Source organism: Meiothermus sp. CFH 77666 (assembly GCF_017497985.1).
Taxonomy (GTDB): Bacteria; Deinococcota; Deinococci; order Deinococcales; family Thermaceae; genus Meiothermus.
In genome coordinates this window covers 97,248-106,880 of record NZ_JAGDFV010000012.1, presented here as the reverse complement: position 1 = coordinate 106,880, position 9,633 = coordinate 97,248, and the positions used below count along the sequence as shown (strand labels likewise).

At 62.5% G+C, this 9,633-nt stretch carries 8 protein-coding genes and 1 pseudogene; 3 read left to right on the top strand and 6 right to left on the bottom strand.

Annotated elements, in window-relative coordinates; translation table 11 throughout:
- Positions 1-381 (bottom strand): annotated as a pseudogene (locus J3L12_RS08385) (hypothetical protein); the annotation flags it as partial.
- Positions 382-577: 196 nt separating this feature from the next.
- Here J3L12_RS08385 and J3L12_RS08380 point away from each other — a divergent pair.
- Together J3L12_RS08380 and J3L12_RS08375 are read left to right on the top strand one after the other, a co-directional pair.
- Positions 578-1,075: a peroxiredoxin gene (locus tag J3L12_RS08380; RefSeq protein WP_208014598.1), complete on the top strand. Its 498-nt coding sequence runs from the start codon at positions 578-580 to the stop codon at positions 1,073-1,075.
- A 249-nt stretch (positions 1,076-1,324) separates the two neighbouring features.
- Complete coding sequence (locus tag J3L12_RS08375; protein WP_208014597.1) at positions 1,325-2,833, top strand: NAD(P)/FAD-dependent oxidoreductase; 1,509 nt, start codon at positions 1,325-1,327, stop codon at positions 2,831-2,833.
- On the opposite strand, the gene J3L12_RS08370 is transcribed toward J3L12_RS08375, so the two are convergent.
- The 5 genes from J3L12_RS08370 to J3L12_RS08350 form a co-directional block, all read right to left on the bottom strand.
- Entirely contained in the window at positions 2,787-4,544 is a 1,758-nt protein-coding gene (locus tag J3L12_RS08370; RefSeq protein ID WP_208014596.1) for a penicillin-binding transpeptidase domain-containing protein, read from the bottom strand. The two genes, J3L12_RS08375 and J3L12_RS08370, sit on opposite strands and share 47 nt — an antisense overlap.
- A gap of 9 nt (positions 4,545-4,553) precedes the next feature.
- Positions 4,554-5,030, bottom strand: coding sequence for a rod shape-determining protein MreD (gene mreD / locus J3L12_RS08365; RefSeq protein ID WP_208014595.1), 477 nt, complete (start codon positions 5,028-5,030; stop codon positions 4,554-4,556).
- A 166-nt stretch (positions 5,031-5,196) separates the two neighbouring features.
- Complete coding sequence (gene mreC, locus J3L12_RS08360) at positions 5,197-5,988, bottom strand: rod shape-determining protein MreC (protein ID WP_208014594.1); 792 nt, start codon at positions 5,986-5,988, stop codon at positions 5,197-5,199.
- Positions 5,989-6,335: 347 nt separating this feature from the next.
- On the bottom strand, positions 6,336-7,097 hold the full coding sequence (locus J3L12_RS08355; RefSeq protein WP_208014593.1) for a sulfite exporter TauE/SafE family protein: 762 nt from the start codon (positions 7,095-7,097) through the stop codon (positions 6,336-6,338).
- A 49-nt stretch (positions 7,098-7,146) separates the two neighbouring features.
- Positions 7,147-8,142 carry a membrane dipeptidase gene (locus tag J3L12_RS08350; protein WP_208014592.1) on the bottom strand — a complete coding sequence of 332 codons (996 nt, stop codon included), beginning with the start codon at positions 8,140-8,142 and terminating at the stop codon, positions 7,147-7,149.
- A gap of 138 nt (positions 8,143-8,280) precedes the next feature.
- Between J3L12_RS08350 and J3L12_RS08345 the strand changes: the two genes are divergently transcribed.
- Entirely contained in the window at positions 8,281-9,627 is a 1,347-nt protein-coding gene (locus J3L12_RS08345; protein WP_208014591.1) for a deoxyribodipyrimidine photo-lyase, read from the top strand.
- The last annotated feature ends 6 nt before the right edge of the window (positions 9,628-9,633 follow it).

Genomic DNA, 9,633 nt, shown 5'->3' with positions numbered 1-9,633 from the left:
GTCGGTATGGCTATGACCGTCCTTATCCAGCACCCTCCACACCAGGGGCAGGGTCAACCCCTGGTACACCACCCCCAGCATCATCACATTCAACTGCTGTCTGCCAAACGCCCACTCGGTACGATCCAGCGCCACTATCCAACCCCTCTCGTCGGCTTCGAGCAGGCTCAGCACCCACTTGGCCAGCTTTAACTGGCACAGCTCAAAGCCCTCAAAGAAGCGTTGTAGGCGACGATAGTTGGAGCTTGGGGCCACCTGGGTCAGGTTCACCGTTCTGACCCTTACCAGGGCCAACACAATGGCCGCAATCAGGTTGACCCGGGCCAGGTGATATCCAAGCTGGGGTGGTATCAGCTCAACCAATCGTTTATGCTCTTCCATGGGCCACCTCCTGGCGGGGGCTGGCCCTTATTCTTAGCCTTTCTCAAAGTTTTGTCGTGTACTAAGCCAGGATGCTAAAAGGGTGCTGGAATACCTCGAGGCCAAAGCGGGCGCTACCTCTACCCAGCCTGAACCTGCCCCGACTTGAAGCCTGGCCCACAGCAAGGTGGGGCCCTTTGCGGGCAGACTCGAGGGTATGAAACGCCTGTGGTTTTTGCTTTTGCTGCTGGCCCCGGTGCTGGCCCTGGCCCCCGGCGACCCGGTGTCCTTGCCCAAAGTGCAGGACTCCTACGGCAAGCCCGTTGACCTGGCGGCTGTGGCCAGGGAGGGCAAGTACCTCTTGTTCTGGTTTTACCCCAAGGCCAGCTCACCTGGCTGCACCGCCCAGGGCAAGCGCTATGCCGAGCTCTACGGCGAGTTTGACAAGCTTGGGGTTGAAATTTTTGGGGTGAGCGCCGACCCCGCCGCCGACCAGTGCGCCTTCATCGAGCAGATGGCCCTCAAAGGGGCCATGCTCCCCGACCGGGACGGCACCCTGGCAAGGCTCTTCAAGGTAGGGGGGATTTTTGGTTTCTACAACCGCGATACCATTCTGGTAAACCCCAGAGGCCGCATCGAGCGCATCTGGCGTAACGTGAATGCCTTCCGCGACCCCGATACGGTGCTGGCTTACGTGCGTGAACTCAAGCGATGAGTTTTGGTCTCCGTTGGATGCACGTGCAAAGCCACGCTTTTGATTGGCTAAAAGCCCAGGGCTGAAAGCTGAAAGCCCATGGCCCTGGCTGTGAGTTGGGGCAATGCTCCTGTAAGTGAGCATCGCGTTGGAATCGGGCTTCTCGGCGGGTGCAACTTTGGCCTCGAGGTGTGTATCCATCCAAGACCTGCTCGAGACTGTAACCATCCCGTAAGTCTCTGGTCGCCAGGAATCGCAGAATAAGCCTTGATGAAAGTGGTGGTGATCGGCGCGGGGGTGGGGGGGCTTACCACCGCCGCTTTGCTGGCGCAGGCGGGCCTCGAGGTCAGCGTGCTCGAGCACCATACCTACCCCGGCGGCTCGGCGGGCACCTTCTGGCATCGGGGCTTTCGCTTCGATGCGGGGGCTACGTTGCTGGCCGGTTTCGACGAGGAGGGGGTTTTTACCCGGCTCGAGCGCCGGTTGGGGGTTCGCTTCCCGGTGCGCAAGTTGGCCCCGGGCGAACCGCTCATGGAGGTCTGGCTCCCGGATGGCCGGGTGGTGATGCGTCCGGTGGGCCGGGCCTTTGAACTCGAGGCCCAGCGAGAGGCCTTCGGCAGAAGCGTGCAAGGGTTCTGGGCTTGGCAAGAGCGCCGTGCCCTGGCCCTGTGGAAACTGGCCCAGGGCCTGCCCTTCCCACCCGCCGATGCCCAGGAACTGCGGCAGCTTGTGCGGAAGGGACTGCCCTGGGCGCTGGAAAACCTGGCCGACCTGGGGGGCCTTCTGGCCGATTTGCTGCGGCCCACGGTGGCCCATGCGCCTGCCGACCCCATCTTCAGGCGCTTTCTGGATGCCCAGCTGCTGATTGCCTCCCAGACCGATGCCAGGGGCACCTATGCGCTCTTTGGCGCAGCCGCGCTCGACCTACCCCACCGCAGCCCTGCCCTGCCTCAGGGGGGGATGGGGGCCATCGCCGAAACCCTGGCGGAAGCCGTCCGGATGCACGGGGGCCGGGTGCTGTACCGGCACCGGGTCGAACGGCTACGGGTTCGCAACGGGCGGGTGGAGGCCGTGGAGGTCGCACTGGGGGGTCGTCGGCGGGGTGAACGCGAGGTGCTCGAGGCCGACGTTTTTATCGCCAACCTGACCCTCGGCGACCTGGCGGCGCTCATACCGGATGGCCCCCAGCCGCCGCCGCCCGCAGACGGCTGGGGGGCTTTCATGCTGCACGCCGTGGTGCCCGAGGGCATGGTTCCCCCGGGGGCCCCTTACCGGCAGTGGGCGGGGGAGGGCGACTGGACTTTTGTAAGCCTGGCGGATGCCGGCGACCCCTTGCGGGGCCCGGCGGGCTGGCGGGTCTTGTCGGCCTCGGTGCATACCCGGTTGGCCGAGTGGCGGGGCTTATCCAAAGAAGGCTATCAGGCCCAGAAACAAGCCTGGCAGGAACGGGTTCTCCGACAGGTAGAACGGCAGATTCCGGGTATCCGGGAGTCGGCATTGCTTGTGCTGGGCGGAACCCCCCGTACCTACCACTTTTACACCCGCCGACAGGATGGCTGGGTGGGGGGGTATCCGCAAAAACACCCTTTCCGCACCCCCAGCCCCCGAACCCCCTTTCCCAACCTGTGGCGGGTAGGAGAGACCATTTTTCCCGGGCAGTCGGTGCCGGCGGTTGCGATGGGGGGTGAGCGGGTGACCGCCCTGATTCTGGCCCGGCTGGGCCTGGCAAACCCTAGCGGGCCGCGAAATCCTGCCCCACTTTCCAGTACGCCGCCATGACCTTGCGCACGGCGGGCAGGGCCACCCCACTGCCCTCACCGCCGTTTTCGAAGAAGGCCACCACCACCAAAGGGGGGCGAGGGTCGGCAGGGTCTACCGGGCCGTAGCCCATGTACCAGGCGTGCTCGAGGCCGGGGGTCAGGGTTTCGTTCTGGGCGGTGCCGGTCTTGCCAGCAGTAGATACAGGAAAGTTGCCCAGCACGTGCTTGGCAGTGCCCCAGGTAACGGTCTTGCGCAGCCCGTCTTGCAGTTCCTTCCAGTATTTGCCCGGTACCTGGGTATTGGGCCTCTGGATGGCCTGGTTGCCAATGCGTAACACCAGGTGCAGCTCGGGTTGGTTGCCGCTCTGGGCGATGGTAGCCAGCATGCGGGCAATCTGGACAGGGGTGGCTTTGTTGTAGCCCTGCCCGATGGCAATCGAGAGGGTTTCGCCGGGCCACCAGCGGGGGTCTTTGGGGATGTTCTGCCGCTTCCATTGCAGGGTGGGCACAATGCCGGTCTGTTCGCCGATCTCGAGCCCGGTCGGGCGGCCCACCCCCAACTCCAGTGCCCGCTTGTGGAGCTTGTTCACCATGCCGATGGGGTCGAGCATGGCCACCTGGTAGTACCAGGTGTTGCAGCTCTGGGCAATGGCTTCCTTCACGGTCATCATGCCCATATCCACCCGCGCCCAGTTGCGCCGGATGCCGCCAAACACGATATACGGGCTGCAGCGGTAGGCCGTGCCGGGGCTCACGTAGCCGCTTTCCAGAGCCAGGCTCGAGGTGGCCAGCTTGTAGGTGGAGCCCGGGGGATAGGCATTCACCGCCCGGTTCAGGGTGGGTCGGTCTTTGTCGGCAAACAGCTCACGGATTTTGTCGTTGGGGCGAGGTCTGCGGCCAAATAGGTTGGGGTCGAAGGCGGGGGCGGTGGCCATGGCCAGCACCTCGCCGTTGCGCGGGTCGAGGGCCACGATGGCCCCTTTGGCCTGCCGGGCCAGTGGAAGCCCATAGCGAAGGCGGATGCGGTTGATGTCCTCCACCCCCTCCCGTAGCGCCTGCTCGGCAGCCCGTTGGAGATTCAGGTCGAGGGTCAGGTACACATCGGTGCCGGCCTGGGGTTCTTTGAGTTCTTCAAAACGCACCCGCTGCCCCCGGGCATTCACCTCGGCCAGCACCACCCCTTTGATGCCCTTGAGCTGGGCTTCCAGGGCGGCCTCGAGGCCCGCTGCTCCTACCAGCTCCTCGGGGTCGTAGCCTTCCTTGAGCTGTTCCTGGCTGGGCAGGGCGGTGTACCCAATCACCGGCCCGGCAATGGGATTGGGGTAAACCCGCTCGATACGCTCCAGGAGCTTCAGATTGGGCTCCCCGGCGGTCAGCTCGGCCAGGGTGGGCACGAGCGCCTCCGGAATGTTCACCATCAGCTCTACCGGCTCCCGCTCTACCCTGGGCAGTTCCTTGAGCCCGGCCAGAGCCAGAATGCGCTCCTTGAAATGTACTTCCCCACCCAGGTAAATCAAATCCACCGCCAGTCGGTTGGTAGCGATTACCTGCCCGTTGCGGTCCAGAATGCGCCCCCTGGGGGCTAGCGAGGTTTCGGTGCGAAGGTAGTTGCCCTGGCTGCGGGTGGCATACTGCTCGTACTGAAGCACCTGTAACTGCCATAGCCGCCCTACAAACAGCAGCAACAGGAGGTAAAAAAGCCCCAGCAAAATCCAGACACGGCTGTTCACGCGCTACCTCTATTTGCTGCGAACTGCAAAAAGTTGCCGGGAGAGTTGAATGGCAAATGGCGCTAAAAGAAGGGTCAGCAGCATCTCCGGTACGATAACCGACCAGAGCGTGAGAGGGTTGAATGCGCCGAGCCGCAGCCAAAATGCCACCAGCAGAATTCCGAGCCATTTGGCCACGAAGCTCCCCCCCAAAATGACGGCCTGACCGGCTAACTCGTCCCAGTGTACCAGCCGTGAAAGGCGGTAGTAGGCATAGGCGGCAAGTAAGAGCCCCACCGCATGCAGCCCCGGATACCCTGCCGAGAGCAGGTCTTGCAGCAACCCCAGGATAAAGGCCAGCGGCAGACCGACAAAAGGCGACACCGAGGCAACCAGCAACAAAGCCGCCAGATAAATCAGATCCGGGGGCGCAAAACTGTCTCCAAGCAGTCCAGAAACAAAGCCCTGGAGTACAAAAGCCAATACAACAATCAAAAGGATTCGCATAGGGAACAAAAAGAGGGTTCAGGTAGCACGGGGGTTGTGAGACCGGGCGGAAGCAGAGCCAGGCGTTTTTGCAACGGTTCAATCCGCAGCCATGCCTGATGACGGGCTGAACGAACCGGATTGACACCGCTCAGGAGCGCCCTCGAGGGGATGAACTTGCGTGTATTCATAAGGGCTTGAGTACCTGTACCTCCTCCAGGAGCGAGAGCTGTACTGCAGGCCGCACAAGCAAAACCTTTTTGAGCGCTCCGGGCGAGGTGGGCAAGACCTGCTCCACCGTTCCAACCGAGATGCCTGCAGGATAGAGGCCCAGCAAAGCGCCGGTCACCACTTTGTCACCAGGTTTGACGCTGGCCTCTGGAGCAATCTCAACCCGCAACATGCGAGGGGGGGCGCCATAAGCAATACCGCGCCCTGGGGCGCCTGCAAGCCGTACCCCCACCCGCGATTCGGGGTCGAGCACTGTGCGAACCACGGCATTGTTTGGCGTGACCTCGGTGATGACCCCTACCAGTCCACTGGCAGTTGTGACCGGCATTCCGACCCGCAAACCCTGGGCCGAACCAGCCCCTAAAAAAAGCCTTCGATAAAGCCCTGAAGCATCGTCGTCAATCACAGGCGCAACCGCCGCCACCCCCAAACCCTGAACAGCCTGTACGCGCAAGGTGGCCTGAAGCTTGCGGTTTTCCAGCGTCAGGCGCTGGTTTTCTTGCCGGAGTTGTTGCAGCTCGGCTTGCATCCGGCGTTGCTCGGCCCGCAGGTCGCGGCGGTCAAATATAGCGGCCAGGCTGGCCCTGGCATTCTGACCCAGGCGAAAGGAGAAGCCAAACAAAGGGGCGGTGCGGGCGGCAAACTCGCCCGGCAAGGTAGGGGCCGATTGCCGGGTCACGGTGACCAGCAAGATTCCCAGCAGCAATAAGCTGAACAGCAAAGCCCGACGGATAACGGTATCGCTCATAATTTACCGCCCGTCGGAGCGTTCACGAAGTAACGGTAGCTTGTCTTCCAAAGCTTCAAATAACCCAACTCCCAAACAAGAGTTTAGCGTACAGGGTAGAAAAGGGCTCCCTGGAAAGCCCGATATGATTTATAGAGTATAAGTGTTTAGTCCAGATTAGTGCTTGCGCCTTGGCGGTTGTCTGCCTGGCGATTTTTTGGGGAAGACTCGAGGTTGTGGTGTATGGGGTATCGAGGTGTGTCTGCACTTAGAATCCTTTGAGGTAGACATGGCTGAGAAAATCTCGCCCAAATGACAACCCGCTGGCTTCAGAAAGATTGGCTTTGCTGTGGTCCAGAGTGCCAAGGCTATGCTGGTTGGTGTTTGGGCTGGGCCCCGACATAGCGTGTGGCAGTCCAGATCAACACCACTGCAAACACCACCCGCAGCCAGAATTCAGGTAGCTGATTGGCCACCAGACCGCCCGCAAAGGCCCCCACCAGAATGCCCACCACCAGCCCCGGCACGTACTCCTGGGCCAGATTGCCGTGGCGGTAGTGTGTGTAAGACCCCACCAGGGCCGAAGGAATCATGGCCAGCAGGGAGGTGCCCTGGGCAGTGTGCTGCTCGAGGCCCACCAGCAAGACCATTATCGGCACGGTGATGGTGCCGCCCCCCACCCCCAGCATCCCCGAGGCAAAGCCGGCGACCACACCCGTAAGAATCAGGGGCAGCACCCGTACCCAGCCTTGCAAAGGCTCCTCTACGTGGGGGATATAGGGCTTGAGCAGGAGCGACAGAGCCACAAAAATCAGGTACCAGCCGAAGACCCGCTTGAGTTTCCACTCGGGCAACCGATTGGCAAACCGGGCCCCAAGGTTGGCGGTGATCATGGCGGTAGGGAAGATCAGCAGGGCTGCTACCCAGTCCACCGTACCCTGGGTAGCATAGGAGAGCGCACCCGCCAGCCCAGTAAAAACCACCATCACCAGACTGGTTGCCACGGCTTTGTGTTGGGTGAGCTTGAGGAAAGCCACCATCAGGGGCATGGCCACAATGCCCCCGCCCAGGCCCACCAGTCCCCCAAAAGCCCCCGCTACCAGTCCGATCCACAGGCTAGAAAGATTCACAGCCCCCGTTATACCACGAACGGGTCGGATTTTAGATTCAAAATGGGCCTTATGGCAGGGCGGTTTGCAACCAGCGAAGCCAGTTCTCCCCCAGTACCCCACTTCGGAAAGGTTCGGGAACCAGGCCCCCGATTTTTTGCAGGTCGGAGGGCTGGTTCAGGCCCTCCGGGTTTTCGTGCAGGCCAAAGCCTCCATCAAAGTCGGAGCCGATGCCCACTTTGTCCCATCCAATCAGGCTGGCGGTGTGGGCCATGTGCCGTCCGACCACTTCCAGCTTCACACGCTCCATGCCGCGTTGCCAGGTGTGTTCCAGGAAAAACCCAAAGAGCACCGTGCCGATCACCCCGCCCCGCTGGCCGATGGCCCGGATCATGGCATCGCTCAGGTGGCGGTTGGCAAAAGGGGGCTCTTCGCCCCCGAGCAAGGCTCGAGGGTTGCTGTGGGTAGCGCAAACTGACCCCTCGAATACCTCCAGGGCCTGCCAGAAGGCTTGTTCGTCCATGTGGGAGAAGTCCAGGGCCAGGCGGTTCTCGTCCATAGCGTGAATCAGTTCAAACCCCAGCTCGCTCAGGCCGCCGGGTTCGCGGGTTCCGCCCGAGTAGCGGGTGCGGTTCCAGGCAGGACCGATGAGCCGTACCCCCTGCGCCTTCCAGAACCCCACCTCGCCGGGTTCGCGGATACACTCGGCGCCCTCGATCAGGATGACCAGGGCGGTTACGTGGTCCTCCGGCCACAACGCCAGATGCTTTTGCAGGCTGGCCTGATCGCGCAGAATGCGTACCCACCCCTGTTCTTCCCAGCGCAGATACACCTCGAGTTGCCGCAGGGCTTGCTGGTGAGCGGTCTGCGGGTCAGTGTACTTGCGCGGATCTACCCAGAGGGTTGCAAAACAGATGCCTATGTTGCCTTCTCGAAGGGCAGGCAGGGTCACGACGGGCACATCGGGGTGGGCGTCCTGTTTGCGCAACGCCGCAAGTGGCAGGGTCAGGTCGCGCCCCAGGTCTACTGCGTTGTGGGCCAGGTCGAGGTGGGCGTCCACGATCATGCTTCACATCTTAACGTGGCTGGGCGACTTGGATGTTGCGTAGGCCAGCGTTCCGAGATTGGGTTACCAGTACCGATTTTTTTGGATTAGCAATCCAGGCCCAGGTTCCGTGCGCACAAATGGCCGATGATTCAAAGTGTGAATCTGGTCTGGCACCGCGCCGATCTTCGTTTGCACGACAACCCCGCCCTTGGCGAAGCCCTGAAAGCGGGCCCGGTGGTGGGCCTGGTGGTGTTTGACCCCAGCATTTTGCAAAACACCAGCCCGCGCCGGCGAGCCTGGTTTTATCAGAATGTAGCCGCGCTGCGTGAGGGGTACAGGCGGCGGGGGGGTAGCCTGCTGGTTCGCACCGGCCTTCCCTGGGAGGTGTTGCCCCAAGTGGTGGGTGAACTGGGGGTGAAGGGTGTTTTTGCGGTTCGTAATTCGACCCCTTACGCCCAGTTTCGGGATCGGAAGGTACAGGAGGCCTTGCCGGGCCAGGTTCGCTGGCTCGAGGGCCAGTACATCCACGAACCGGGCACCATTCTGAAGCCCGACGGAGGCCCTTACACCGTCTTCACCCCCTTCTCCAAACGCTGGTGGGCCGCCCAGGAGCCGGTTTTGCTCGAGGCACCCGCCCATTTCCCCAGCGTGACCCCTCCGCCCGGCTACGACCTGGGCAGCATCCCCGAAGAGGCTTCGGACGTTCCGCTCCCGCCGGTGGGGGAGGAAGCGGCCCTGCGGGCGCTCGAGGCCTTTCTCCACAATAAATTGCCCCAGTACCACCAGACCCGTGATGGGCTGGCCGGGGAAGGGGTCTCGAGGCTTTCCTACTACTTCACCCTGGGGGTGCTCTCGCCCCGCCTGGCCGCCCGCCGAGCCCTGCAAGTGGGTGGCGAGGGAGCCCGCAAATGGGTAAACGAGCTGTGCTGGCGCGACTTTAGCGGCGATCTGCTCTATCACCGTCCCGAGATGCTCTCTTCCGCCTACGACCCCCGCTGGAACGACCTCCCCTGGAACGACGACAGCGAGCTTTTTGCTGCCTGGCTGCACGGCCAGACCGGTATCCCGGTAGTAGACGCCTGCATGCGTGAACTACGGGCCACAGGCTTCCTCTCGAACCGGGGCCGCATGGTAGTGGCGCAGTTTGCGGTCAAGCTGGCCCTCTTGCCCTGGCAGAAATGCGAGCGGGCTTTCCGTGACCTCTTGCTCGACGGAGACAACGCCTCCAACCTGCAAGGCTGGCACTGGGCAGGCGGGCTGGGCGTGGATGCGGCGCCCTACTTTCGGGTTTTCAACCTGATCACCCAGGCCGAGACCCACGACCCCGGCGGCGTCTGGCTCAAGCGCTGGGTGCCCGAATCGAACGGCCTTGCCCAGCCCTACAAAGCCCCGGTGCTGGATCTGGAGTTTGCCCGCCGACGCTACCTGGCGGCTGCCGAGAAGATCGCCAAAAAGCCGGGCATGGCGGCAGAGAGTCAGGAGCCGAAGGCCAGAGGTTTCTAGTGGCTA